Source organism: Pseudomonas sp. 2725 (assembly GCF_050434585.1).
Taxonomy (GTDB): domain Bacteria; phylum Pseudomonadota; class Gammaproteobacteria; order Pseudomonadales; family Pseudomonadaceae; genus Aquipseudomonas; species Aquipseudomonas jessenii.
This window is the reverse complement of the sequence record NZ_JBNDIV010000006.1, coordinates 219,036-243,641: the sequence shown is the minus strand read 5'-3', so window position 1 is coordinate 243,641 and position 24,606 is coordinate 219,036. Positions and strand designations below refer to the sequence as shown.

The window sequence follows — 24,606 nt, the reverse complement described above, 5'->3', positions numbered from 1 at the left end:
TTACATGCACGCTTTGCAAGCCAAGATTCTCGACCCCCGCATCGGTACCGAATTCCCGCTGCCACAATACGCCACACCGGGCTCCGCCGGCCTCGACCTGCGCGCCATGCTGGAACAGGACACCGTGATCAAGCCGGGTGAAACCGTGCTGATCCCCACCGGCCTTTCGGTCTATATCGGCGACCCGAACCTGGCGGCGCTGATTCTGCCGCGCTCGGGGATGGGCCATAAGCACGGCATCGTGCTGGGCAACCTGGTGGGGCTGATCGACTCCGACTACCAAGGCCCATTGATGGTTTCCTGCTGGAACCGTGGTCAGACCGAGTTCACCATGCCGGTTGGCGAGCGCCTGGCGCAGCTGGTGCTGGTACCAGTAGTGCAGGCTCACTTCGAGATGGTTGAAGAGTTTGTTGAAACCGAGCGCGGCACCGGCGGCTTCGGCCATACCGGCACCCGCTGATCCGATCTTGCTCTTCTTGTTGCGGGGGATCTGACTCCCTCGCCACAAAATTCAAATTGTCATCTGCAAGGTTTAGCTCCGAAAATCAAGGCATTGCCCGGTCAAACCCTTGTCGTCAGGGGCGTCATGGCCCTTTCACACCACGAACTCTCTGTGGAAAACGCCGTCATACCCTTCAGTTTGAACCTGCCACCGAATGAATCGGCGGCCTGTCCAGCCACTTTCGAGATGGAGCATTTCCACAGATGAACACCCCGGCCAAAATCGCACCCAAGTTCCCTGACAGCATCTTCCGCGCCTACGACATCCGCGGCACCGTCCCGGAATTCCTGAACGCCGAAACCGCTTACTGGATCGGCCGCGCCGTCGGCTCCCAAAGCCTGGCCCAGGGCGAGCCAAACGTTTCCGTCGGTCGCGATGGCCGTCTGTCCGGCCCGGAGCTGGTCGCGCAACTGATCAAAGGCATCGCCGACAGCGGCTGCCACGTCAGTGATGTCGGCCTGGTCCCGACTCCGGCGCTTTACTACGCCGCCAACGTACTGGCCGGCAAATCCGGCGTGATGCTCACCGGCAGCCACAACCCGTCGAACTACAACGGTTTCAAGATCGTCATCGCCGGTGACACCCTGGCCAACGAACAGATCCAGGCCCTGCACGACCGCCTCAAGACCAACAACCTGAGCAGCGGCCAGGGCAGCATCACCCAGGTCGAGATCCTCGACCGCTACACCACCGAAATCGTCCAAGACATCAAGCTGGCCCGTCGCCTGAAAGTGGTCGTCGATTGCGGTAACGGCGCGGCCGGTGTGATCGCTCCGCAACTGATCGAAGCGCTGAACTGCGAAGTCATCCCGCTGTTCTGCGAAGTGGACGGCAACTTCCCGAACCACCACCCGGACCCGGGCAAGCCTGAAAACCTCGTGGACCTGATCGCCAAGGTCAAGGAAACCAACGCTGACATCGGCCTGGCCTTCGACGGCGATGGCGACCGCGTCGGCGTGGTGACCAACACCGGCAGCATCGTCTACCCAGACCGGTTGCTGATGCTGTTCGCCCGCGACGTTGTGGCGCGCAACCCGGGCGCCGAAATCATCTTCGACGTCAAATGCACCCGCCGCCTGATTCCGCTGATCAAGGAATACGGTGGCCGGTCGTTAATGTGGAAGACCGGTCACTCGTTGATCAAAAAGAAAATGAAACAATCCGGCGCCCTGCTGGCTGGCGAAATGAGCGGGCACATCTTCTTCAAGGAGCGCTGGTTCGGTTTCGACGACGGCATTTACAGCGCCGCGCGGTTGCTGGAGATCCTCAGCAAGGAAAAATCCTCGGCCGAAGAGTTGTTCGCGACCTTCCCGAACGATATTTCTACGCCGGAAATCAATATCCATGTGACCGAAGAGAGCAAATTCAGCATCATTGATGCATTGCACGATGCGCAGTGGGGCGAAGGCGCCGACCTGACCACCATTGACGGCGTGCGAGTCGACTATGCCAAAGGCTGGGGCCTGGTACGCGCATCCAACACCACACCGGTGCTGGTGCTGCGTTTCGAGGCCGATGACGAGGCTGAATTGCAGCGCATCAAGGACGTTTTCCACGCCCAGTTGAAGCGTGTTGCACCTGATCTCCAACTACCGTTCTGATTCACCCGGAGCCCTGAATGACCCTCGAACGCGAAGCCGCCGCCAACACCGCCAAGGTCCTGTCCGAAGCGCTGCCTTACATCCGCCGTTATGTCGGCAAGACACTGGTGATCAAATACGGCGGCAACGCGATGGAAAGCGAGGAGCTGAAAACCGGCTTCGCCCGCGACATCGTGCTGATGAAGGCCGTGGGCATCAACCCGGTGGTGGTTCACGGTGGCGGCCCGCAAATCGGTGACCTGCTCAAGCGCCTGTCGATCGAGAGCCATTTCGTCGACGGCATGCGCGTCACCGACGCCGCGACCATGGACGTGGTTGAAATGGTCCTCGGCGGCCAGGTCAACAAGGACATCGTCAACCTGATCAACCGTCATGGCGGCAGCGCCATCGGCCTGACCGGTAAAGACGCCGAGCTGATTCGCGCGAAGAAGCTCACCGTTACCCGTCAGACGCCGGAAATGACCACCCCGGAAATCATCGACATCGGCCACGTGGGCGAAGTAGTCGGCATCAATACCGACCTGCTGAACCTGTTGGTCAAGGGCGATTTCATCCCGGTGATCGCGCCCATCGGCGTCGGCGCCAACGGCGAGTCGTACAACATCAACGCTGACCTGGTGGCCGGTAAAGTCGCCGAGGCATTGAAAGCCGAGAAGTTGATGCTGCTGACCAACATCGCCGGCCTGATGGACAAGTCGGGCACGGTCCTGACCGGCCTGACAACCCAGCAAGTCGACGACCTGATCGCCGACGGCACCATCTATGGCGGCATGCTGCCGAAGATCCGTTGCGCACTGGAAGCGGTCCAGGGCGGCGTGGGCAGCTCGCTGATCATCGACGGTCGCGTGCCGAACGCGATCCTGCTGGAAATTTTCACCGATACCGGCGTGGGCACCCTGATCAGCAATCGCAAGCGTCACTGATTCAAGAACGTCATAAAGATCGCAACCTTCAGCGGCACCTACGGAAGTATGAATTTTCCGTAGGTGCTGACGAAGTCTGCGATCTTTTTTATGCGTGCAGGAAATGCCTCACTTCAGATAACGAAACGTCCGACATCATTAAGGAATCAATCTGCATAGGATCTTCCCTGCATCCACAGGAGATCTACCCATGCAAAAAGACCATGTTCCATACGGCAGTGACATTTCAGCAGGCACCTACGCCTGCGTAGACTGCGGATTTGAGTATTCAGGCCCGTCGCAAACATCAATGCCACCCTGCCCTGATTTCAAAAAGACCCCTCACACGCGCAAAGCCTGGAAAGTATTGACCGGCCAGGGCGACGCCCCGAATGACCCGTATCCGGAAAAAACCGACAAATCCGTCGAGAACAAAAAGGCCGAGACAACCAGCCCTGCGAGCAAAAAATAGCCACGGAGGCACTGAGCCATGCAGATCTCGTTCACGATCGACGCCCAGGTTTTCGAGCAGGAGCAGAAGGAACCGGTCAAGAAAACCCTGAAGATTTCCGACACGGAAATTGCTCATGCCTTACAGCGTATAGCCAAGGCGAGCCTGACTGAATACTTGAAAATGCTGGTTGAGGGCGGCATGCCGAGCCGGGCCGATGAAGCAAAACAGGACCGTTTGCTGTATCTGATTCAAAGCTACTTCGGGCAGACCCTGCCAACCGAATCGCAGATATCGACGATTTTCCAGCTGACTCAGAGCCAAAGCAAAACCTTGCTGAAAAACACGGTTTCACGCTTCCGCAATCAATTGGACGAGATCCTGCAGCACAGCATGCGAGCCGTGATCGAGTCTGCGGAGCACGCGCAGACCGTGTATCTGGTGGTGATCAGCTCGGACGTCATCCGCGATGAACTGAACATGCTGATCACCCAGAACGAGCCGACTTTCAAACCCATCATCAAACGCAAAGGCAGTGCCGGGCAGTTCGAAATCAGCGAGGATTCCCACGCGCTGCTGTGCCGGACACTGGGCCTGAATGCCGTTCAGTGACATCGTCGCGGTCAGTGGTTTGCTGCTGACCCTGACCACCTTCATGTTCAACCTGGCATGGCCAAAATTGCATGAAGCGTTGGAACTGGATGAAAAACAACCAGGCCCACTGGCCAGAAAACGCAGCCGAGAGAAGGTTTCAGGCGTTCTGCTCGGTTGCGCCCTGCCCCTGACCTGCGCCTTCACAGCACTTTTTTACGTCAACCTGCCGGCCGCCGCTCGAATCATGCGTGGCAGCAGACTGGATCTGTGGGATTTCGATGTGGACCGCACGCTTTACGTTCTAGTCGTCGTGGCACTGCTGGTGTTCGCGCTATTCAATCTGGGATTGGCACTAAAACTGATAGGAAAATGGCGAAGACTGCACTGACAGCACAAACAAAAAGCCCCTTGTAGGAGCAGCCGGTCGACGCTCGATTGCTCGCGATGGGCGCCAGAGCAACGCGGGCTGCCAGGCACTCCGCATTATCGTTGACGTTTTTCGCGAGCAAGCTCGCTCCTACAGGGTCGGTGTGTCAGACGCCGAACTGGGCGCGGTAGGCTTCCACAGCTGGCAGATGCTGCTTGAGCTGCGGATCGTCCGCCAGGAATTCCAGCACCTGGTTCAGCGAAACGATGCTGATCACCGGGATGCCGAAGTCACGCTCGACTTCCTGGATCGCCGACAACTCGCCGTTGCCGCGTTCCTGACGGTTCAGAGCGATCAGCACGCCTGCCGCCTTGGCGCCGTCCTGGGAGGCGATGATCTGCATCACTTCTCGGATCGCGGTGCCAGCGGTGATCACGTCGTCGATGATCAGAACGTCGCCGGTCAGCGGTGCGCCAACCAGGCTGCCGCCTTCGCCGTGGGCCTTGGCTTCCTTGCGGTTGAAGCACCATGGCAGGTCACGGTTGTGATGCTCTGCCAGGGCCACGGCGGTGGTCGCCGCCAAAGGGATGCCCTTGTAGGCCGGACCAAACAGCACGTCGAACGAAATGCCGCTCTCGGCAATGGCGGCGGCGTAGAAACGACCCAGCTGCGCCAGGGCCGAACCCGAGTTGAACAGGCCGGCATTGAAGAAGTAAGGACTGGTGCGCCCGGACTTCAGGGTGAACTCACCGAAGCGCAAAACGCCGCGATCGATGGCAAAACGGATGAAATCGCGCTGATACGCTTGCATGAAAAAACCCCAAATACCACGGATTTAGCTAATTAGCTTGACGCCGTGTATCATACACGCACGCGATTTTTGGGGCCATTTATGCGGATCATCAGTGTGAACGTCAATGGTATTCAGGCTGCAGTCGAGCGTGGTTTGCTCAGTTGGCTGCAAGCACAGAATGCCGACGTCATCTGCCTGCAGGACACCCGTGCCTCCGCCTTTGAACTGGATGACCCAGCCTTCCAACTGGATGGCTACTTCCTTTATGCCTGCGATGCTGAAGTCCCTGCCCAAGGCGGCGTGGCTTTGTATTCGCGGCTGCAACCGAAGGCTGTCATCAGCGGTCTCGGTTTCGAGACGGCCGACCGCTACGGGCGCTACCTGCAAGCAGATTTCGACAAAGTCAGTATTGCCACCTTGCTGCTTCCTTCGGGGATGAACGGCGATGAGGACTTGAACCAGAAGTTCAAGCTCATGGACGACTTCGGCAAGTACCTGGACAAGCAGCGGCGCAAACGCCGCGAGTACATTTATTGTGGCTCGCTGTACGTGGCGCAGCAGAAGCTCGACATCAAGAACTGGCGCGACAGCCAGCAATCTCCGGGCTTCCTGGCACCTGAACGTGCCTGGATGGACGAGATTGTCGGCAACATGGGTTATGTCGACGCCCTGCGGGAAGTCAGCCGGGAAGGTGACCAGTACAGCTGGTGGCCGGACAACGAACAGGCGGAGATGCTCAACCTCGGTTGGCGCTTCGACTATCAGTTGCTGACCCCTGGCCTGCGCCGCTTCGTACGCAGCGCACGCCTGCCACGCCAGCCGCGGTTCTCGCAACACGCGCCGCTGATCGTGGACTACGACTGGACGCTGACGATCTAAGTGATTTTTCACTGAGCAGTATGACGGATGGTCGAAAAAATGCCCGTATCGCAAGATACGGGCATTTTTTTATGCACTCTATCCAGAGGTTCCCATCGACCAGAACTTCAAGCCGCGGCGAAAAACGGCAGAGCGAGATACAACTTGATCACAATGACATTAATGATGTCGATGAAGAAAGCGCCCACCATGGGCACCACCAGGAACGCTATCTGCGAAGGCCCGTAGCGCTGCGTCACCGCTTGCATGTTAGCGATGGCAGTTGGCGTGGCCCCCAGTCCAAAACCGCAGTGTCCTGCCGCCAGTACAGCCGCATCGTAGTTACTACCCATGACCCTGAACGTCACGAAAATCGCAAACAGCGCCATGACCAGCGTTTGCGCCGCCAGGATGATGAAGATCGGCAAAGCCAATGCGGCCAGATCCCAGAGCTTGAGTGACATGAGAGCAATTGCCAGAAACAGCGACAAGCTGACATTCCCAAGCACGGAGACTTCACGCTCAAACACTTGATACAAGCCAAGCGCTGAAAGCCCGTTTCGCAAAAGTACACCCACGAACAAGACACAAACGAACGTCGGCAACTCGAATGCGCTTCCGTGGAGCATCTCGCTCAGAAGAGTACCTGCCAGCAGGCTGACGGCGATCAGCGCGAGCGTCTCGATAAACGAAAAGGGTGTGATCGAGCGCTCTTTGTTTGGCTGTTCAAAGCCTTTTGGCACCCGTGGTTTTTCTTGATCAACGCAGCCGGGTACTTGTACGCGCTTGATGAGGTGGCGAGCAACTGGCCCACCGATCAATCCGCCCAGCACCAATCCAAACGTCGCAGAAGCCATCGCAAGCTCGGAGGCAGATGCCAGACCGTACTTCTCACTGAACGTAGCCCCCCATGCAGCACCCGTACCGTGACCGCCGGCCAACGTAACCGAGCCTGTCAGCAGGCCCATCAAGGGATCGAGCCCCAAGAGACTCGCAAGACCGATACCCATGGCATTCTGGACCAGTAAAAGCCCGGTGACCGCCAGTATGAAAACACCCACCACCCGCCCGCCCTTCTTCAGGCTGGCGAAATCTGCACTCAAGCCAATGGTGGCGAAAAACGCCAACATCAAGGGTGTCTGCAATGAAGTGTCGAACCGGACCTCAACATCAAAGCCGCGCAAAGCCAGGAGAACCAAGGCAACCACCAGGCCACCCGCTACAGGTTCGGGGATATTGTAGGCGCGTAAAAAACCGACACGCGTGACAAGTCCGCGCCCCAGCAAAAGTACTAAAGAGGCTGCTACTAATGTTCCATAAAAATCGAGCTGAAGCATTCTGGATATTCTTGCTTATATATTCAGGGGCGAACTTTTTACCTGGACACGCCTCTTGAACAGGTTGATGGATCTCAACACTGATTGGTATTAGATTCAGGAGCCGTCAATGGTCTGAATATATCGAAATATTTCTTGATAAATATTACTCGGGGCAACCTTATCAACCGCCAAGTCCAATTGCCAAGCATACAAGCGGCACTGAGCTTTGCAGTTTGTGTCTAAACGTGTAAAAAATATTATGCGCACGAATTAACTTAGTTTGAATAGCGAGCGACCAAGCACGCAATAATAGAGATTAATCTGATTGCAAAAAAACAAATGCCCCGACATGTCGGGGCATTTGTTTTGAATTACGCTGAAGTGTGCGTCAAACAACAGCAGTGTCTTGGCTTACTTGATCAACCGCCATGTGAACGGATACCGATAAGGCTGCCCTTCATTGGCCTTCACCCCGGCAATGATCGTTAGCACCAGCGCACCGATCGCGATCAGGCCAAACAGGAAGAACCCGATAATCACCAGCATCAGCAAGAAGCAGATAGCCGAAGCGATCGCCACGGTTATCTGAAAGTTCAGCGCTTCCTTGCCCTGGGCATCGATGAACGGGTCCATCTCGCGCTTGATCTGCCAGAGAATCAGCGGGCCGATGATCGTACCGAACGGAATCCAGATCCCCAGCAAGGCGGACAAGTGGCAAAACATGGCCCACTGACGCGCCTCTTGGCTCGGCGTGGGCAGCGGCAGTTGCTCGTCACTCATGGTGTCCTCCTTGTCTGGAGCAGCCCGGTCAGTCGGCCAGGGCGGCCTTTTGCAGTTCGAAGATCTCGTTCATGCCTTTCTTGGCCAGCTCGAGCATGGCGTTCAGCTCTTCAGGCTGGAACGGCGCGCCTTCGGCAGTGCCCTGGACTTCGATGAAGCCGCCAGCGCTGGTCATTACCACGTTCAGGTCAGTCTCGGCGGCCGAGTCTTCCAGGTAATCGAGGTCGAGCACCGGCTCCCCCTTGTACATGCCCACGGAAACCGCAGCGATCATCTGCTTGACCGGGTCGCCGCCTTTCAGGCCGCCACGCTTCTTGATCACTTTCAAGGCATCGATCAGCGCAACCATAGAACCGGTAATCGAAGCCGTGCGGGTGCCGCCATCGGCCTGAATCACATCGCAGTCGACGTACAGGGTGACGTCACCCAGCTTGGACATGTCCAGCGCAGCGCGCAGGGAGCGACCGATCAGACGCTGGATTTCCAGGGTGCGGCCGCCTTGCTTGCCACGGCTGGCTTCACGCTGGTTACGCTCGCCGGTAGCACGCGGCAGCATGCCGTACTCGGCAGTCAACCAACCCTGGCCCTGGCCTTTCAGGAAACGCGGTACGCCCGGTTCAACGCTGACGGTGCAGATGACCTTGGTATCACCGAACTCGACCAGCACAGAACCCTCGGCGTGCTTGGTGTAGTTGCGGGTGATGCGGATCGAGCGGAGCTGATCGGCAGCGCGACCACTTGGACGTATCATAGGGAGTACCTGTACTGGGGACGGAAAACTGCGAAGCATTATAGAGCCGACGGCCGCCACTGGGCACTTCTAAAAAATCCGCCGACGACCGAGGGCTCTGTACCGCGCGTCGGTGCAGGCCTGCCGCTCTTTGTCACACTGTGTGTTTGGGCGCATCCGCGCCACTGCGCTACAATCCTGCGCCTTTGCTGCCAGTCGGCTTTAATTCATTGATATCGGATTCCCGGAACCTCGGTTCTGTGCCGATCTGCCTTGCGAGGTACCTCCATGGTGCACAGCATGACCGCCTTCGCCCGCGTCGAGAAAGCCGGCGTCCAGGGCACCCTGAGCTGGGAACTGCGCTCGGTCAACAGCCGCTACCTGGAACCCCACCTGCGTCTGCCGGAGTCCTTTCGCGACCTCGAGGGCGCTGTTCGTGAAGCCCTGCGCCAGGGTGTATCGCGGGGCAAGCTTGAATGCACCCTGCGCTTCACCGAAGAAAACACCGGCAAAGCGCTGCAAATCGATCAGGAGCGCGCCGCGCAACTGGTCGCCGCCGCAGAGACCATCGCCAGCCTGATCAAGAACCCGGCAGCGCTGAACCCGCTGGAAGTCCTTGCCTGGCCCGGCGTACTGGTAGGCGACGCCACCGACCCGCAAGCCTTGAACGCCGAAGCGCTGGCACTGTTCAATCAGGGCCTCAAGGAACTGAAGGCCGGCCGCGAGCGCGAAGGCGCGGAGCTGGCGCGGCTGATCAGCGAGCGCCTGAGCGCCATCGAAGAAGACGTGGTGACCTTGCGCGAACTGGTCCCGCAAATGCTCGCCACCCAGCGCCAGAAAGTCCTCGACCGTTTCGCCGACATGAAGGCCGAGATGGATCCGCAGCGCCTGGAGCAGGAAATGGTCATGCTCGCGCAAAAAAGTGACGTCGCCGAAGAACTGGATCGCCTGAGCACTCACATCATCGAAGTTCGCCGGGTGCTCAAATCCGGCGGCGCCGCCGGTCGGCGCCTGGACTTCCTGATGCAGGAACTCAACCGCGAAGCCAATACACTGGGCTCCAAAGCCTTCGACCCGCGCAGCACCCAGGCTGCGGTCAACCTCAAGGTGTTGATCGAGCAGATGCGCGAACAAGTGCAGAATATTGAGTAAGGCTACCCCGACATGACACACAGCACCGGCACCCTGTACATCATTTCCGCTCCTTCGGGCGCGGGCAAGAGCAGTCTGGTCAAGGCTCTGACCGACGCAAATCCGGAGATCCGCGTCTCGGTCTCCCACACCACCCGCGCCATGCGCCCCGGTGAAGTGAATGGCGTGAACTATCACTTCGTCGACCGCAGCGAGTTCGTGAAGATGATCGAGCACGGGGACTTCCTCGAGCGCGCCGAAGTGTTCGGCAACCTCTACGGCACCTCGCAAAGCCACCTGCAGCAAACCCTGGACGAAGGCCACGACCTGATTCTGGAAATCGACTGGCAAGGTGCCGAGCAAGTGCGCAAGCTGATGCCTCAGGCCCGCTCGATCTTCATTCTGCCGCCGTCATTGCAGGCCCTGCACCAGCGCCTGACCAATCGCGGCCAGGACAGTGACGAAGTCATCGACGGCCGGATGCGTGAAGCCGTCAGCGAAATGAGCCACTACGTCGACTACGACTACCTGATCATCAACGACGATTTCGCCCACGCGCTGCACGACCTGAAGGCGATTTTCCGCGCCAATCAGCTGATTCAAAAGCGTCAGCAACAGCGTCACGGCAAATTGCTGGCTGAATTGCTCGGTTAATCAGCTCTTCCCAAAACCGCTGCAAGGGCTTTACATTGGTACTTGCAGCGCGTTGAAGGGCTTGGTCAAAAAATCAGCGCTTCCCTAAACGCTGGTGATTTTTTAAACTGTCGAGTCCGCTCGCCCATCCGGGCAGCGCGCATATTGCATTTGCTACGAGGAAGACCATGGCCCGCGTAACCGTTGAAGACTGCCTAGAACACGTGGATAACCGCTTTGAGCTGGTCATGCTCTCTACCAAGCGTGCCCGTCAACTGGCCACCGGCGGCAAAGAGCCGAAAGTAGCATGGGAAAACGACAAGCCTACCGTCGTTGCCCTGCGCGAAATCGCTGAAGGCCTGATCGACTACGCAGCTATCGCCGAAGCCGAAATCGTTGAAGATGAACCGCTTTTTGCTGCATTCGAGGACGAGTCCAACGAGGCCGTCTAAGCCTATGCCTGGTCGACGTAGCACGGCGCGGGATAAAAGCTTACGGCAGGAGACATCATGCCGAGCATAGACGCCCTCGCCGATCGCTTATCGACCTACCTCGGCAAGGACCAGGTCAACCTGGTCCGCCGGGCGTATTTCTACGCCGAACAAGCCCACGACGGCCAACGCCGCCGTAGCGGCGAGGCGTACGTCACGCACCCACTCGCGGTTGCGAATATTCTTGCCGACATGCACATGGACCATCAGAGCCTGATGGCCGCGATGCTGCATGACGTGATCGAAGACACCGGTATTGCCAAGGAAGCGCTGCAAGCGCAGTTCGGCGAAACCGTGGCCGAACTCGTCGACGGGGTCAGCAAACTGACCCAGATGAATTTCGAGACCAAGGCCGAGGCCCAAGCCGAAAACTTCCAGAAAATGGCCATGGCCATGGCCCGCGACATTCGCGTGATCCTGGTCAAGCTGGCCGACCGCCTGCACAACATGCGCACGCTGGAAGTGCTGTCCGGCGAAAAACGCCGGCGCATCGCCAAGGAAACCCTGGAAATCTATGCGCCCATCGCCAACCGGCTGGGCATGCACGCCATCCGCATAGAGTTCGAAGACCTCGGTTTCAAGGCCATGCACCCGATGCGTTCCGCGCGGATCTACCAGGCCGTCAAACGCGCCCGGGGCAACCGCAAGGAAATCGTCAACAAGATCGAAGAATCCTTAAGCCACTGCCTGGCCATCGATGGCATCCAGGGCGAGGTCAGCGGTCGCCAGAAACACCTCTACGGCATCTACAAGAAAATGCGCGGCAAGCGTCGGGCCTTCAACGAGATCATGGACGTCTACGCGTTCCGGATCATCGTCGACAAGGTCGATACCTGCTACCGCGTGCTGGGTGCTGTACATAACTTGTATAAACCGCTGCCGGGGCGCTTCAAGGATTACATCGCGATCCCCAAGGCCAACGGCTATCAGTCACTGCACACCACGCTGTTCGGCATGCACGGTGTTCCGATCGAGATCCAGATCCGAACCCGTGAAATGGAAGAGATGGCCAACAACGGCATCGCCGCCCATTGGCTGTACAAATCCAGCGGCGACGAGCAGCCAAAAGGCACCCATGCCCGCGCCCGCCAGTGGGTCAAGGGCGTGCTGGAAATGCAGCAACGCGCCGGCAACTCGCTGGAATTCATCGAAAGCGTGAAGATCGACCTGTTCCCGGACGAGGTCTACGTGTTCACGCCCAAAGGCCGGATCATGGAGCTGCCCAAGGGCTCCACGGCGGTCGACTTCGCTTATGCGGTGCACACCGACGTCGGCAACAGCTGCATCGCCTGCCGGATCAACCGTCGACTCGCGCCGCTGTCCGAACCGCTGCAAAGCGGCTCCACGGTCGAGATCGTCAGCGCTCCCGGCGCACGGCCGAACCCGGCCTGGCTCAACTTCGTGGTCACCGGCAAGGCGCGCACGCACATACGCCACGCACTGAAGCTGCAACGCCGCTCCGAATCCATCAGCCTCGGCGAGCGCCTGCTGAACAAGGTCCTCAACGGCTTCGACAGCTCGCTGGAGAAAATCCCGGCCGAGCGCGTCAAGGCCATGCTGGTCGAGTACCGCCTGGAACTGATCGAAGACCTGCTGGAAGATATCGGCCTGGGCAATCGCATGGCCTATGTAGTGGCCCGCCGGTTGCTGGGCGAAGGCGAACAGTTGCCAAGCCCTGAAGGCCCGCTGGCGATTCGCGGCACCGAAGGCCTGGTGCTCAGCTACGCCAAGTGTTGCACCCCGATCCCGGGCGACCCGATTGTCGGCCACCTGTCCGCCGGCAAGGGCATGGTCGTGCACCTGGACAACTGCCGCAATATCAGCGAAATCCGCCACAACCCGGAAAAATGCATCCAGCTCTCGTGGGCCAAGGATGTCACCGGCGAATTCAACGTCGAGCTGCGCGTCGAGCTGGAGCACCAGCGCGGCCTGATCGCCCTGCTGGCCAGCAGCGTCAACGCCGCCGACGGCAACATCGAGAAAATCAGCATGGATGAACGCGATGGTCGCATCAGCGTGGTCCAGTTGGTGGTCAGCGTGCACGACCGCGTGCACCTGGCCCGCGTGATCAAGAAACTGCGCGCCTTGACCGGGGTGATTCGCATCACCCGCATGCGCGCCTAAGCCCCTAATTACAAGGAGTCCTACATGACCAAGACTGTTATCACCAGCGACAAGGCCCCGGCCGCCATCGGTACTTACTCCCAGGCGATCAAGGCTGGCAACACCGTTTACATGTCGGGTCAGATTCCCCTGGACCCAAAAACCATGGAACTGGTTGAAGGCTTCGAAGCCCAGACCGTCCAGGTATTCGAGAACCTCAAGGCCGTGGCTGAAGCTGCCGGCGGTTCGTTCAAGGACATCGTCAAGCTGAACATCTTCCTCACCGACCTGAGCCACTTCGCCAAGGTCAACGAGATCATGGGCAAGTACTTCGACCAGCCTTACCCTGCACGCGCCGCCATCGGCGTAGCCGCCCTGCCAAAGGGTTCGCAGGTCGAAATGGATGCCATCCTGGTCATCGAGTAATGCGTACGGCGCAGCCTCGGGCTGCGCCGACTGCTCTGCTGTAAAGAAAGCTTGAAAGGATTCCACCATGCGCAACGCGCTTGTTCTCTCGCTGCTTGCCCTGTTCCTGGGCGGATGTGCCAGCAACCCTGCCGACCGCGACATCAGCGGCACCTGGATCAACCAGGTGGCGATCGATGCTGCCGCCAAAGGCGTCCCCCTGCGTGAAGCGCTCCAGGCCTATGGCCCGAACCTGGAATGGGACATCAACACCAAGGCCGGTCAGGCCCGCTACACCAACGGTTTTGAAAATGTCGATGGCAAGCTGCTGGGTGAAGAGTCCGGCGCCTGGAAAGTCGACTTTTATGGCAGCTCGGCCAGTGAACTGAAGCGTGACGGCAAGCAACTGAGCCAGTCCGCCAGCGACAATGAGCCTGAGCAAGTCTTCGACCGCGTACAGATCCAGGTACCGGATGGCGCACCGATGGGTGCCACCTTCGAACGCGCCCTGTATTCAGCCTACATGGGCGGCGGCTGGACAATCGTCAACGGCCCGGGCGAAGGCAACACAGTTCAATTCCAGGCCGACGGCCAGGTGACCGGCCTGCCGGGCAGCGACCGTTATGCGCTGTGCCTGGCCGGCGATTGCGCATCCATGAGCGGCGGCAATGACAACATGTGGCTGCAACTCAATGGCCAGGGCAACGCCTGGATCTTTGCGCGCAAGGGCAAAGAGCTGGAGATTTTCCAGACCGTGAACACGGCGCAGGCGGACGAGATGCCTCAATACACGCCGGGTGATCGCAAGTGGTTGCTGGAGAAGCAATAAGCGTCCCTTGAAAGCACCACGAAACACTGTGGGAGCGAGCTTGCTCGCGATGAGGCCATAACATCCAACATTATCGTTGACTGTTATGCCGCCATCGCGAGCAAGCTCGCTCCCACAGGTGTTTACGGTGCCTGGAAGTCAGCAGCGCCCTTCAATGATCGCCGCATACCCCTCGCGAAAACTCGGATACTTCGGCGTCCAGCCCAACGCTTTGGCCCGCGCATTGCTGCAGCGCTTGCTGCCAGTGCGACGCACGCTGTCGTCATCGGCCCATTCGGTCACACCCAGATATTCGCGCAACCAGCCCACCACATCGGCCAGCGCTGCCGGCGCGTCATCGACGCCGATGTAGACATCATCCAGCGCCACGCCTCGCCGATCCGCCTCAAGCAGGCACGCGATCAACCCTGCGGCATCGTCGGCATGAATCCGATTGGCATACAACGGTGGCTCGACCGCCACGCGATAACCCCGGCGCACCTGGGTCAGCAGCCATTCACGGCCGGGACCGTAAATGCCGGTCAGGCGCACGATACTGGCCGGAATGCCGCTCTTGAGGGCAAGTTGCTCGGCTTCGAGCATCACACGTCCGGAGTAGCCCGCTGCCACGGCCGGTGAAGCCTCGTCGACCCATTCGCCATTCTGCTGACCGTAGACACTGCTGCTGGAAACGAACAACAGGCGATTGGGCATCTGCCCGTAGTCGTCCAGCCACTCCAGCACATGCTCCAGACCCTGAACATACGCAGCGCGGTAACCGGCTTCGTCGTGATCGGTGGCCGCCGCGCAATACACCAGGTAATCCACGGCGCCGATTGGCCAAGTGTCCGGGCAGTCTTTGTTGAACAGGTCACCGGCCACGCCGATGACGCCCTTGGGCAGGCGTGAAACGTCGCGTCGCAGACCATGGACCTCCCATCCCGCCGCCAGCAATTGTGTGGCCAGGCGGCTGCCGACATCACCGCAGCCGGCGATCAAAACAGTAGGCGCAGACATCAGAAAACTCCCATCGGAAAGCCACAGACTAGCGCCGGCAACAGACAGGCGGCTAGTAATGCAGGAAAAAAAGAGACGCTATTACTTCTGTTAACAAGAATTACTTGCAATAATGCCTCCCCACTTTTGTTCTCGGCCTTCGAGGCCTGGAAGAACATCACCCGTTTTTTCTCTCAGGTCCGGCCAGCATGACACGCAATCAATTCTCCGCTTCGCCAACCAAACGACCTCGCGCCTGGAGCGCGGTGGCCGCCCTGTTCTTCAGCCTGATGCTCGCGCCAGTCGCCGCTTTCGCCGATGCCCAGGCACCAGCCACACCAGCCGCCACCGCCACCGCGCCCGCTCCGGCCGATCACGCCGCCCCGGCCGTTGCTCCGATCGCGACCGATCCTGCCCAGGCCGCACCGACAGAAGCGTTGGGTGAAGACGTCCCTGAAGTCCTCGAAGCCGACAACACCCTGGGCATGGCCCACGACCTGTCGCCGTGGGGCATGTACAAGAACGCCGACATCATCGTGAAAATCGTGATGATCGGCCTGGCCATCGCCTCGATCATCACCTGGACCATCTGGATCGCCAAGGGCCTTGAGCTGATGGGCGCCAAGCGTCGTCTGCGCGGTGAAATCGCCCAACTGAAAAAATCCGCCTCCCTCAAGGAAGCCAGCGCCACCGCGGCGAAGGAAGGCACACTGGCCAACCTGCTGGTACATGACGCCCTTGAAGAGATGCGCCTGTCGGTCAATAGCCGTGAGAAAGAAGGCATCAAGGAACGCGTCAGCTTCCGTCTTGAGCGCCTGGTCGCGGCCTGCGGTCGCAACATGAGCAGCGGCACCGGCGTGCTGGCCACCATCGGTTCCACCGCGCCGTTCGTCGGCCTGTTCGGTACCGTGTGGGGCATCATGAACAGCTTCATCGGCATCGCCAAGACCCAGACCACCAACCTCGCCGTCGTCGCCCCCGGTATCGCCGAAGCCCTGCTGGCTACCGCGCTGGGCCTGGTTGCAGCTATCCCTGCGGTCGTGATCTACAACGTCTTTGCCCGCTCCATCGCCGGTTACAAGGCTCAGGTGTCCGATGCGTCGGCACAGGTCCTGCTGTTGGTCAGCCGCGACCTCGACCACCAGCCTGAGCGCAGCTCGCAACCGCACATGGTGAAAGTGGGGTAATCGGCCATGGGCCTGCATTTGAAAGAAGGGGCAGACGACGATCTGTCCGAAAACCACGAAATCAACGTTACGCCGTTCATTGACGTGATGTTGGTGCTGTTGATCATTTTCATGGTGGCGGCCCCGCTGGCCACCGTGGACATCAAGGTCGACCTGCCCGCCTCAACCGCCAAGCCGGCTCCGCGGCCAGAGAAACCGGTGTTCCTCAGTGTCAAGGCTGACCAGCGCCTGTTCCTTGGTGAAGACGAAGTGAAGGCCGAAGCACTCGGCGCCACCCTCGACGCCAAGACCCAGGGCAAGAAAGACACGACAATCTTCTTCCAGGCCGACAAAGGCGTGGATTACGGCGATCTGATGAGCGTGATGGACAACCTGCGTTCCGCCGGTTACCTGAAGGTAGGTCTGGTCGGACTCGAGACGGCAGCCAAGAAATGATCACGACGCGCCATAAGCTGACGCGTTACAGCGGTAGCCTGGCCGTGGTGCTGGGCGTTCACGCGCTGGCCATCGCGCTGGCGTTGAACTGGTCCGCCCGTCCGCCCATCGAATTGCCCCCTCAGGCAATGATGGTCGAACTGGCACCGGTTCCTGCCCCGCCACCGCCTGCTCCGCCGAAGGTCGTCACCCCGCCGCAGCCACCGGCTCCGGTTGAAGAACTGCCGATACCCAAGCTCGCTGAAGCGCCGAAAGCTGAAATTGCCGTGCCCAAGCCGGTCAAACCCAAGCCGAAGCCGCAGCCACCCAAGCCGGTAGAGAAAAAACCCGAACCGCCGAAGGAAAAACCGGCCGAGGAAAAGCCTGCCGAAACGCAACAGACTCAGGCACCAACGGAGAAATCCGCCCAGCCTGCGCCGGGCCCATCGCCTGCTCAATTGGCAGCCAAGGCCAGTTGGCAAGGCACGCTGTTGGCACACCTGCAGAAGTACAAAAAGTATCCTGCAAGTGCCCAGGCGCGGGGCAAGGAAGGCATGAACCGTCTGCGTTTCGTCGTGGATGCCGAAGGCAATGTGTTGTCGTTTGAGCTGGTAGGCGCCTCGGGCACTGCCGATCTGGACCGGGCCACTCTGGAAATGATCCGCCGCGCCCAACCGCTGCCCAAGCCACCGGCCGACATGCTGACCAATGGCTCCATCGAAATCGTTGCACCGTTTGTTTATTCGCTGGAAAAACGCCGCCGTTAAAACAGTACTGCCCCTGTGGGAGCGAGCTTGCTCGCGATAGCGGTCTAACATTCAACGCAGATGTCGAATGCTGGGCCCTCATCGCGAGCAAGCTCGCTCCCACAGAGATTTCTGCCAGCAGGAAGCTCGCGCTCCAAGCCCAAAAGGCACCGAAAGGTGCCTTTTGCATATCTGCCAGCGGCAAACCGGTATAACCCGGTGTCACGCGACAGTCTCAGTCTGATAACGTGCGTCTATCGATTGCAGCCGGTATGCTTGGCCCGCAACTACATGGACGCTTGCTATGACCCTCACAGAATTACGCTACATCGTTACCCTCGCCCAAGAGCAGCACTTCGGCCACGCGGCCGAGCGTTGCCACGTCAGCCAGCCGACCCTGTCGGTGGGTGTGAAAAAGCTTGAAGACGAACTCGGTGTGCTGATTTTCGAGCGCAGCAAAAGCGCCGTGCGCCTGACGCCGGTCGGCGAAGGCATCGTGGCCCAAGCCCAAAAGGTATTGGAACAAGCCCAAGGCATCCGCGAACTGGCCCAGGCCGGCAAGAACCAGCTGACCGCCCCACTCAAAGTCGGCGCGATCTACACCGTCGGGCCGTACCTGTTTCCGCACCTGATTCCACAACTGCACCGGGTCGCCCCGCAGATGCCGTTGTACATCGAAGAAAACTTCACCCACGTGCTGCGCGACAAACTGCGCAACGGCGAGCTCGACGCGATCATCATCGCCCTGCCGTTCAATGAAGCCGACGTGCTGACCCTGCAGCTCTACGACGAGCCGTTCTACGTGCTGATGCCGGCGCAGCACCCGTGGACACAAAAGGAGTCCATCGACGCCAGCCTGCTCAATGACAAGAGCCTGTTGCTGCTCGGCGAAGGCCACTGCTTCCGCGATCAGGTATTGGAAGCCTGCCCGACCCTGACCAAAGGCAACGACGGCGCCAAGCACACCACGGTGGAATCCAGCTCCCTGGAAACCATTCGCCACATGGTCGCCTCGGGTCTCGGGATTTCGATCCTGCCGTTGTCGGCGGTCGACAGCCATCACTACGCCCCCGGCGTGATCGAGGTGCGTCCGTTGTCGGCACCCGTACCGTTCCGCACCGTGGCCATTGCCTGGCGCGCCAGCTTCCCGCGCCCGAAAGCGATTGAAATCCTCGCTGACTCCATTCGCCTGTGCTCGGTGGCCAAGCCAGCGGCGCAAGTCGCTGCGGGCTAAGCAACGGTCATGAGCGAGTTGTCGCAAGTGTCGGTGACGGCACTCAAGGGTGTCGGTGAAGCCATGGCCGAGAAACTGGCCAAGGTCGGCCTGGAAAACCTCCAGGACGTGTTGTTTCACCTGCCCCTGCGTTATCAGGACCGCACTCGCGTGGTGCCGATCGGCGCGCTGCGGCCCGGTCAGGATGCGGTCATCGAAGGCACTGTCAGCGGTGCCGATGTGGTCATGGGGCGTCGGCGCAGCCTGGTAGTCCGGTTGCAGGATGGCACCGGGGGCTTGAGCCTGCGCTTCTACCATTTCAGCAACGCGCAAAAGGAAGGCCTCAAACGCGGCACGCGGATTCGCTGCTACGGCGAAGCGCGGCCCGGTGCTTCGGGGCTGGAGATCTACCACCCGGAATACCGCGCCATCACCGGCGACGAACCGCCGCCGGTGGATGAAACCCTGACCCCGGTCTACCCGCTCACCGAGGGCCTGACCCAACAGCGCTTGCGCCAGTTGTGCATGCAGACCCTCACCCTGCTCGGCCCCAGCAGCCTGCCCGACTGGCTGCCGAGCGAACTGGCCCGCGACTACCAACTGGCACCGCTGGCCGATGCGATCCGCTACCTGCACAACCCGCCCGCCGATGCCGACGTCGATGAACTGGCTCTCGGTCACCACTGGGCGCAGCACCGTCTGGCTTTCGAAGAACTGCTGACCCATCAACTGTCGCAACAGCGCCTTCGTGAAAGCATGCGCGCCCTGCGCGCGCCCGCGATGCCCAAAGCGACCAAGCTGCCGGCCAAATACCTGGCCAACCTCGGCTTCAGCCCGACCGGTGCCCAGCAGCGGGTCGGCAACGAAATCGCCTATGACCTCAGCCAGCACGAACCGATGCTACGGCTGATCCAGGGCGATGTCGGCGCCGGCAAAACCGTGGTCGCCGCCCTTGCCGCACTGCAAGCGCTGGAGGCCGGTTATCAGGTCGCGCTGATGGCGCCCACCGAGATTCTCGCCGAGCAGCACTTCATCACCTTCAAGCGCTGGCTCGAACCGCTGGGCATCGAAGTTGCGTGGCTGGCCGGCAAGCTCAAGGGCAAGAACCGCGTCGCCGCACTGGAGCAAATCGCCAGCGGCACGCCGATGGTGGTCGGCACCCACGCGCTGTTCCAGGACGAAGTGCAATTCAAGAACCTGGCACTGGTGATCATCGACGAACAGCACCGTTTCGGCGTACAGCAGCGTCTGGCCCTGCGGCAGAAAGGCGTCGGCGGGCGCATGTGCCCGCATCAGCTGATCATGACCGCCACGCCGATTCCGCGCACGCTGGCCATGAGTGCCTACGCCGACCTCGACACCTCGATCCTCGACGAACTGCCCCCCGGCCGAACCCCGGTCAACACCGTGCTGATCACCGACACCCGGCGGGTCGAAGTCATCGAGCGAGTGCGCAGCGCTTGCGCCGAAGGGCGTCAGGCCTATTGGGTGTGCACACTGATCGAGGAGTCGGAAGAGCTGACCTGCCAGGCCGCCGAAACCACTTTTGAGGACCTCACCGCCGCCCTCGGCGAACTGAAGGTCGGGCTGATCCACGGCCGCATGAAGCCTGCGGAAAAAGCCGCGGTGATGGCCGAATTCAAGGCCGGCAACCTGCAATTGCTAGTCGCGACCACGGTGATCGAAGTCGGCGTGGACGTGCCCAACGCCAGCCTGATGATCATCGAGAACCCTGAACGCCTGGGCCTGGCGCAATTGCACCAGTTGCGCGGCCGCGTCGGCCGGGGCAGCGCCGTCAGCCATTGCGTGCTGCTCTACCATCCGCCGCTGTCGCAGATCGGCCGTCAGCGCCTGGGCATCATGCGTGAAACCAACGATGGTTTCGTCATCGCCGAAAAGGATCTGGAACTGCGCGGCCCCGGCGAAATGCTCGGCACCCGGCAGACAGGTTTACTTCAGTTCAAGGTCGCCGACCTGATGCGCGATTCCGATTTGCTGCCCGCCGTGCGGGATGCCGCCCAGGCATTGCTCGAGCGCTGGCCGACCCACGTCAGCCCGCTACTCGATCGATGGCTGCGTCATGGCCAACAATACGGCCAAGTGTGACAACCGTCACGGTTTCTGAGGCGTGGCCCCAAGCAAGCTGGTTATACTCCTGCAATTGTTTAAGTCCGGATACAGACCATGACCGACGTTGCCTTCGCACCCGACACCCCGCACGCTCCGTCGGTTATTCGGCTGATGCTGGGCAAGCTGGGCATTGCCTACGAAGAAGTGCTGGACCGTCACGGTCTCAATGCCGCGCGCAAAGTGCAGGCTGTTCTCCTGGATGACAGCATTGGCGTATTGATGGTGCTGTTCCCGCAGAGCCAATTGCTGGACCTCAATCGCCTGACCGAGCTCACCGGTCGCCGCCTCGCCGCCGTACCCACCGAACGCCTGACAAAAATGCTCGGCAAGCACAATCTCAGCTTGCTGCCGGGCTTGCCGGCGCTGACCAGTTCACCGTGCCTGTATGACGAAAGCCTGCTGCGCGAGCCGAAGTTGCTGATCAACTCCGGTGAGCCGGGCGTGCTGCTGGAAATCACCAGTGAAGACTTCAAGGCGACCATGCTGACCAAGGCCAGCGCCGCCAACTTCGGCGAAAACCTGACCAGCATCCGTCCCAACCTCGACCGCCCCGATGACGACCGCGAGGAAATCACCCAGGCCGTCCAGGCGTTCACCGCACGGCGTATCCAGCAGCGTCTGGAAGCGACCATCGAAATTCCGCCGCTGGCCGAAACCGCGCAAAAAATCATCAAGCTGCGCGTCGACCCCAACGCCACCATCGACGACATCACCGGCGTGGTCGAAACCGACCCGGCGCTGGCCGCACAAGTGGTGAGCTGGGCGGCATCGCCCTACTACGCGTCGCCGGGAAAGATCCGCTCCGTTGAAGACGCCATCGTGCGCGTGCTGGGCTTCGACCTGGTGATCAACCTGGCGCTGGGCCTGGCCCTGGGCAAAACCCTGAGCCTGCCCAAGGACCACCCGCAACACTCCACCCCGTACTGGCAGCAATCGATCTACACCGCCGCCGTCATCGAAGGCCTGACCCGCGCCATGCCGCGCGCCCAGCGTCCGGAAGCCGGCCTGACCTACCTCGCCGGCCTGCTGCACAACTTCGGCTACCTGCTGCTGGCCCATGTGTTCCCGCCGCACTTCTCGCTGATCTGCCGTCACCTGGAGGTCAACCCGCACCTGTGCCACAGCTACATCGAGCAACACCTGCTGGGCATCAGCCGCGAACAGATCGGCGCATGGCTGATGCGCCACTGGGACATGCCCGAAGAACTGTCCACAGCGCTGCGCTTCCAGCACGACCCAGCCTACGACGGCGCCTACGCCGAGTACCCGAACCTGGTCTGCCTGGCCGTGCGCCTGCTGCGCAGCCGTAACATCGGCTCCGGTCCCGACGAAGACATCCCCGACGCCCTGCTCGAACGCCTAGGCCTGAGCCGCGCCAAGGCCGAAGATGTGGTCAGCAAAGTCCTCGAGGCCGAAGTGCTGCTGCGCGAACTGGCTTCGCAATTCACTCAAGGCTGAAAAGCATCGCGAGCAAGCTCGCTCCCACAAGGATCACCAAAACCTTGTAGGAGCGAGCTTGCTCGCGAAAGTCGTCAACGATGACGCGTGCATCCTGGATAACCGCGGGGGCCTTGAGTTTCTCGCGAGCAAGCTCGCTCCTACACCTTCTTCGGCTTCAAATACTTCGTCAGCCCCTGGAACCAGATCACCAGCGCCGGGTTGCCCTTGATCTGAATCGACTTGTCCTGGATCCCCGTCATGAACGCCAGCTGCTTGTTCTTCGCCTGCATCGTGGCAAAGCCATACGCAGCGTCTTTAAAGGCAATCGCAAACGCAGGCTCGGCATGCACACCCGATTGACTGGTGATGCGCTGGTCCTTCACGCGGAAATGCCGCGCCACTTTCCCGTCCAGGGTCTGCAGCTGAAACACCAGGTCCTTGTCACCCAACTGCTGCTGAAACGCCGGATTGGTCCGGCTGGCCTTACCCATCAACAAACCCAGCATCCACAGCAGAAAACGAAATTTCATGCGCACAGCCTCAGAAGGAAAATGAACGGCTGGGGCAGTTTAACGGCTTCGAACGAGAACGCCACTATTGTGTATCGTTAGCGGGAGATGATGTTATTTTTGACGCTGATGACTACCAAGTCACGGAACAAATAGAGTGATGCCGTCACTCCCGGCAGGATGCTTCTACCGGCAGAAATTGGCCGATTGCTGCCTGCCACGCAGGGCAGCAAATGACCATAGCGGACATGCTGAACGGCCATTACGGTGTCGGCAATCCTAGTCGATGTGCTTCTTCGCGCACATTCATCCTTGCGCCCTTGAGCGCCGGCTGATGGCCGAGCAGGCGGGTGGCAGGTTCCAGACTATCATCCGCAGGCACGAGCAACGCCTGCAAGCTCTCTGGATCGATAACACCCCAGTTTGTTAAATCGAAACAACCGCTACCGCTGCATACCGCTTGGTAAACGATTCGTGGGGCGCTGCTCGCGTCTGTGTCACACGTGCCTCCAATGAAATCGACGTTGCTGTACCGTAGAAGTGTCGAACGCGGACCTCGCTCTACACGCAGTATGACGTCAGCGCCTTCAGTCGATCGTAATGGCAGGGTCGTGTCGACGCTCATAGTGACTGTGGCTTCACCACACTGGAAAACCTGTTCGGCCAAAACCGATTGAGAAGTCATTGTGAGCAGGAGGGAACAGGCGGCGATCCGTAGCATGCTGGTAGCTCAGAAATAGACAAAAAACTGGATGCTAGCAGACCTGTCTGCGAACCAGACGGAATCCACACACGCCCGGGGTTTCAGGTCCGCTCCGGGCCGTTTGCTGCCTGTTTATATCACTGCAGCAGTGTGAAGTTCATTGTCGAACAAGAATACGGAGCATGACGGTCGAACTCGATTTGATTCCCAGCGATGGGTGTTTAAGGAAAGTGCGACTTCGCCCTTAATCCCCTCAACCTTCTCAGACATTTCCTTCGAAATGCCGAGCCCTCCATGAACCGGGCACCCTCCACAGGATCATCTGGATGAGCCGGAAATGGCGGCGATTCTCGCCAAGCAACAAAGCGGGCTCGGCTGATTCGTCACCCACAAAAAATGGGCACCCAACCCTGGTTGGCGTGCCCATTTTTTATTCCACTCCCCCGCTACGCGGGAGGTGAAAACGGATTACGGATTAACGCTGTCTTTCAACGATTTCCCAGGCTTGAAAGCAACGGTGTTGCTGGCCTTGATTTTGACGGGTTCACCGGTTTGCGGGTTTTTGCCGGTGCGGGCACCGCGATGGCGTTGCAGGAAGGTGCCGAAGCCCACCAGCGTCACGCTGTCTTTGCGGTGCAGGGCACCGGTGATTTCTTCAAGAACGGCGTTGAGAACGCGGTTGGCTTGTTCTTTGGTGAGGTCTGCTTTTTCAGCAATGGCTGCAGCGAGGTCTGGTTTACGCATGTGAGTGAAGCCCCTTTGACGGTTTGTTGTTGTTATGTCCGTGCTGCTCTCTACGG

25 protein-coding genes and 1 pseudogene are annotated in these 24,606 nt (G+C 59.8%); 19 read left to right on the top strand and 7 right to left on the bottom strand.

Annotated elements, in window-relative coordinates; all coding sequences use genetic code 11:
* Positions 1-4: 4 nt before the first annotated feature.
* The 6 genes and pseudogenes from dut (at position 5) to ABIE16_RS18825 (ending at position 4,438) form a co-directional block, all read left to right on the top strand.
* Positions 5-460, top strand: a complete 456-nt coding sequence (dut, locus tag ABIE16_RS18850; protein ID WP_007975171.1) for a dUTP diphosphatase — start codon at positions 5-7, stop codon at positions 458-460.
* 266 nt (positions 461-726) lie between these two features.
* Positions 727-2,103: pseudogene (locus ABIE16_RS18845) on the top strand (phosphomannomutase/phosphoglucomutase); the annotation flags it as partial.
* Positions 2,104-2,120: 17 nt separating this feature from the next.
* Complete coding sequence (argB, locus tag ABIE16_RS18840) at positions 2,121-3,026, top strand: acetylglutamate kinase (RefSeq protein ID WP_053163877.1); 906 nt, start codon at positions 2,121-2,123, stop codon at positions 3,024-3,026.
* Between the two features lie 190 nt (positions 3,027-3,216).
* Positions 3,217-3,477 (top strand): hypothetical protein, encoded by a 261-nt coding sequence (locus ABIE16_RS18835; RefSeq protein WP_057712744.1) that lies wholly within the window; start codon positions 3,217-3,219, stop codon positions 3,475-3,477.
* An 18-nt stretch (positions 3,478-3,495) separates the two neighbouring features.
* Positions 3,496-4,068 (top strand): hypothetical protein, encoded by a 573-nt coding sequence (locus ABIE16_RS18830; RefSeq protein WP_429521719.1) that lies wholly within the window; start codon positions 3,496-3,498, stop codon positions 4,066-4,068.
* Positions 4,055-4,438, top strand: a complete 384-nt coding sequence (locus ABIE16_RS18825) for a hypothetical protein (RefSeq protein ID WP_150812730.1) — start codon at positions 4,055-4,057, stop codon at positions 4,436-4,438. Before ABIE16_RS18830 ends, ABIE16_RS18825 begins: the two co-directional genes overlap by 14 nt.
* A gap of 145 nt (positions 4,439-4,583) precedes the next feature.
* Here the strand turns inward: ABIE16_RS18825 and pyrE are convergent, their stop codons facing one another.
* Positions 4,584-5,228 carry an orotate phosphoribosyltransferase gene (pyrE, locus tag ABIE16_RS18820; protein ID WP_095057652.1) on the bottom strand — a complete coding sequence of 215 codons (645 nt, stop codon included), beginning with the start codon at positions 5,226-5,228 and terminating at the stop codon, positions 4,584-4,586.
* 81 nt (positions 5,229-5,309) lie between these two features.
* On the opposite strand from pyrE, the gene ABIE16_RS18815 reads away from it, so the two are divergent.
* Positions 5,310-6,089: an exodeoxyribonuclease III gene (locus ABIE16_RS18815; RefSeq protein WP_003229491.1), complete on the top strand. Its 780-nt coding sequence runs from the start codon at positions 5,310-5,312 to the stop codon at positions 6,087-6,089.
* A gap of 107 nt (positions 6,090-6,196) precedes the next feature.
* On the opposite strand, the gene gltS is transcribed toward ABIE16_RS18815, so the two are convergent.
* From gltS to rph, 3 genes are all read right to left on the bottom strand, one after another.
* On the bottom strand, positions 6,197-7,405 hold the full coding sequence (gltS, locus tag ABIE16_RS18810; RefSeq protein ID WP_340312799.1) for a sodium/glutamate symporter: 1,209 nt from the start codon (positions 7,403-7,405) through the stop codon (positions 6,197-6,199).
* Positions 7,406-7,798: 393 nt separating this feature from the next.
* Positions 7,799-8,167: a DUF4870 domain-containing protein gene (locus ABIE16_RS18805; RefSeq protein WP_057712740.1), complete on the bottom strand. Its 369-nt coding sequence runs from the start codon at positions 8,165-8,167 to the stop codon at positions 7,799-7,801.
* Between the two features lie 28 nt (positions 8,168-8,195).
* Complete coding sequence (rph, locus tag ABIE16_RS18800; RefSeq protein ID WP_007989575.1) at positions 8,196-8,918, bottom strand: ribonuclease PH; 723 nt, start codon at positions 8,916-8,918, stop codon at positions 8,196-8,198.
* 267 nt (positions 8,919-9,185) lie between these two features.
* On the opposite strand from rph, the gene ABIE16_RS18795 reads away from it, so the two are divergent.
* From ABIE16_RS18795 to ABIE16_RS18770, 6 genes are all read left to right on the top strand, one after another.
* Positions 9,186-10,049, top strand: a complete 864-nt coding sequence (locus ABIE16_RS18795; protein WP_349735826.1) for a YicC/YloC family endoribonuclease — start codon at positions 9,186-9,188, stop codon at positions 10,047-10,049.
* A gap of 12 nt (positions 10,050-10,061) precedes the next feature.
* A complete protein-coding gene (gene gmk / locus ABIE16_RS18790) occupies positions 10,062-10,682 on the top strand; it encodes a guanylate kinase (RefSeq protein WP_046038947.1) in 621 nt (206 codons plus the stop codon).
* Positions 10,683-10,849: 167 nt separating this feature from the next.
* A complete protein-coding gene (gene rpoZ / locus ABIE16_RS18785) occupies positions 10,850-11,113 on the top strand; it encodes a DNA-directed RNA polymerase subunit omega (protein ID WP_007921129.1) in 264 nt (87 codons plus the stop codon).
* Between the two features lie 57 nt (positions 11,114-11,170).
* Entirely contained in the window at positions 11,171-13,276 is a 2,106-nt protein-coding gene (gene spoT / locus ABIE16_RS18780) for a bifunctional GTP diphosphokinase/guanosine-3',5'-bis pyrophosphate 3'-pyrophosphohydrolase (RefSeq protein WP_008047084.1), read from the top strand.
* A 24-nt stretch (positions 13,277-13,300) separates the two neighbouring features.
* A complete protein-coding gene (locus ABIE16_RS18775; RefSeq protein WP_003229509.1) occupies positions 13,301-13,681 on the top strand; it encodes a RidA family protein in 381 nt (126 codons plus the stop codon).
* A gap of 67 nt (positions 13,682-13,748) precedes the next feature.
* Positions 13,749-14,489: a hypothetical protein gene (locus ABIE16_RS18770; protein ID WP_057712738.1), complete on the top strand. Its 741-nt coding sequence runs from the start codon at positions 13,749-13,751 to the stop codon at positions 14,487-14,489.
* Between the two features lie 138 nt (positions 14,490-14,627).
* Here the strand turns inward: ABIE16_RS18770 and ABIE16_RS18765 are convergent, their stop codons facing one another.
* A complete protein-coding gene (locus tag ABIE16_RS18765) occupies positions 14,628-15,485 on the bottom strand; it encodes an SDR family oxidoreductase (protein ID WP_150812725.1) in 858 nt (285 codons plus the stop codon).
* 188 nt (positions 15,486-15,673) lie between these two features.
* Between ABIE16_RS18765 and exbB the strand changes: the two genes are divergently transcribed.
* The 6 genes from exbB (at position 15,674) to ABIE16_RS18735 (ending at position 22,612) form a co-directional block, all read left to right on the top strand.
* Positions 15,674-16,651: a tonB-system energizer ExbB gene (gene exbB / locus ABIE16_RS18760; protein WP_429521718.1), complete on the top strand. Its 978-nt coding sequence runs from the start codon at positions 15,674-15,676 to the stop codon at positions 16,649-16,651.
* Positions 16,652-16,657: 6 nt separating this feature from the next.
* On the top strand, positions 16,658-17,086 hold the full coding sequence (exbD, locus tag ABIE16_RS18755; RefSeq protein WP_007989589.1) for a TonB system transport protein ExbD: 429 nt from the start codon (positions 16,658-16,660) through the stop codon (positions 17,084-17,086).
* The gene (locus ABIE16_RS18750) at positions 17,083-17,832 is read left to right on the top strand and encodes an energy transducer TonB family protein (protein WP_015097375.1); all 750 of its coding nucleotides are present in this window, start codon (positions 17,083-17,085) and stop codon (positions 17,830-17,832) included. Before exbD ends, ABIE16_RS18750 begins: the two co-directional genes overlap by 4 nt.
* Before the next feature lie 283 nt (positions 17,833-18,115).
* On the top strand, positions 18,116-19,045 hold the full coding sequence (locus ABIE16_RS18745) for a hydrogen peroxide-inducible genes activator (protein ID WP_008047093.1): 930 nt from the start codon (positions 18,116-18,118) through the stop codon (positions 19,043-19,045).
* Between the two features lie 9 nt (positions 19,046-19,054).
* Positions 19,055-21,130 carry an ATP-dependent DNA helicase RecG gene (recG, locus tag ABIE16_RS18740; RefSeq protein WP_429521717.1) on the top strand — a complete coding sequence of 692 codons (2,076 nt, stop codon included), beginning with the start codon at positions 19,055-19,057 and terminating at the stop codon, positions 21,128-21,130.
* A gap of 78 nt (positions 21,131-21,208) precedes the next feature.
* The gene (locus ABIE16_RS18735) at positions 21,209-22,612 is read left to right on the top strand and encodes an aminoacyl-tRNA deacylase and HDOD domain-containing protein (protein WP_218494612.1); all 1,404 of its coding nucleotides are present in this window, start codon (positions 21,209-21,211) and stop codon (positions 22,610-22,612) included.
* 140 nt (positions 22,613-22,752) lie between these two features.
* Here the strand turns inward: ABIE16_RS18735 and ABIE16_RS18730 are convergent, their stop codons facing one another.
* Positions 22,753-23,124, bottom strand: coding sequence for a hypothetical protein (locus tag ABIE16_RS18730; RefSeq protein ID WP_057395891.1), 372 nt, complete (start codon positions 23,122-23,124; stop codon positions 22,753-22,755).
* 1,150 nt (positions 23,125-24,274) lie between these two features.
* Positions 24,275-24,550 (bottom strand): HU family DNA-binding protein, encoded by a 276-nt coding sequence (locus ABIE16_RS18725; protein ID WP_003195589.1) that lies wholly within the window; start codon positions 24,548-24,550, stop codon positions 24,275-24,277.
* Positions 24,551-24,606: the final 56 nt, after the last annotated feature.